General features: G+C 68.8%; 1 protein-coding gene. It reads right to left on the bottom strand.

The annotated features are described in order from the left end of the window. Positions 1-147: 147 nt before the first annotated feature. Positions 148-1,350: IS4 family transposase (locus PLL68_RS15260; protein WP_324535559.1), on the bottom strand; the 1,203-nt coding region annotated here is incomplete at its 5' end.

The following is a 1,350-nucleotide window of genomic DNA, read 5'->3' on the forward strand; positions in this document are numbered from 1 at the left end:
TGGGCGTGGTGGTCGCGTTTGACGTGCCATTTGACGTACTTGCGTTTGACGACTCTGGGGTTGGCGCGAGGACGTCGGGCCGGGTTGAGCCTGCCGAGGAGGCGGCGGAGGAACGTCACCCAGGCGCGGTGGTTGGCGTCAGGGTCCTCAGGGGGGAAAGTCGCCCTGGTGGGCGATGGACTGGCGGGTGATCCGCAACGCGGCGACGAAGCTGACCCGGTCCGGGTCGTGCCCGCCGTGCTGGGCGGCTTGGGTCATCAGGGTCCGGATCGCGTAGTGGCAGCACAGGTGGCCCCAGATCTCCTGCAGAACCAGGTCCGGGGACTTCGAGCGCAGCACCGTGCGGGGTCCGCGTTGGTGGGTCTTGAGCTCGTCGAAGGCGACCTCGATCTCCCACCGGTGCGTGTAGGCGGCGGCGAGTTCGCTCGCGCTGACCTCTTCGGGATCGGTCAGCGTGGTGAACAACCGATAGCTGACCGCATTCGCCCGCCCGTCATCGATCGTGTAGTCGACCACGCGCACCAGCATCGGCTCCTGGCGGCGGGCCGCGGCCGTGGCGTTGGAGCGCAGATGAGCCAGCCACGAGCCGTCAGCCAGGTCATCCAGGTGGGTCGGTTTCGGGCCGGCGCTGTCGGTGCGCACCCGCCACAACAAGTCAGCCCCGGTGCCGATTGCTCTGCGCCACAACGCATAGGAGAAGAACGCGCGGTCGGCGGTGAGCAGCATCCCCGGCTCCAACGCCTGCAGCAACGGCTCGGTCAACGTCGCCTCGGACTGCCCGTAGGTGCCGACCTTCGCGGCGAACATCGCATGCGTGCCGCACTCGGCCAACGCGACCACCCGGGCCTGGGGGAACGCCGCCCGCTCACCCTTGGTGACCCCCGGCCTCCCGAAGTGCTCAGCGTTGGCTGGGGTGTCGGCCACATCCAGGCAGGTGCCGTCGATCGCGACGAGGCGCCGCCCCGCCAGCCACGTCCCCGGCGTGCCCGCAACCCCCAACGGCTTGGCCACGCGCGTGAACAACGCCGCCACCGGCTCCGACCCCAGCCGGGCCCGGGCCTGGAAGATCGCCGACTTGCTCGGCGGCGTGTAACTCTCCTGCCAGCCAGAGGCCCACGACAGCCCATCGGTCAACTGGCCCAGCACGTCCTCGTACGAACCCTCGGAGTACAACGCCATCCCGATCGAGAAGTACGCCATCACCCGCGCCGGCAAGCTCCGATGACGCTGCTCCGTACGCCCCGCCTGCGCAATTACCTCGTCCACCAGATCAGGCGGGAACACCCGTGTCAGCACCCCCACCGACACCAAATCAGACAACCGACGATCCGACTCCGGCTTCACCCATCC

This window comes from Ornithinibacter sp. (assembly GCF_035443565.1).
GTDB lineage: Bacteria > Actinomycetota > Actinomycetes > Actinomycetales > Dermatophilaceae > Fodinibacter.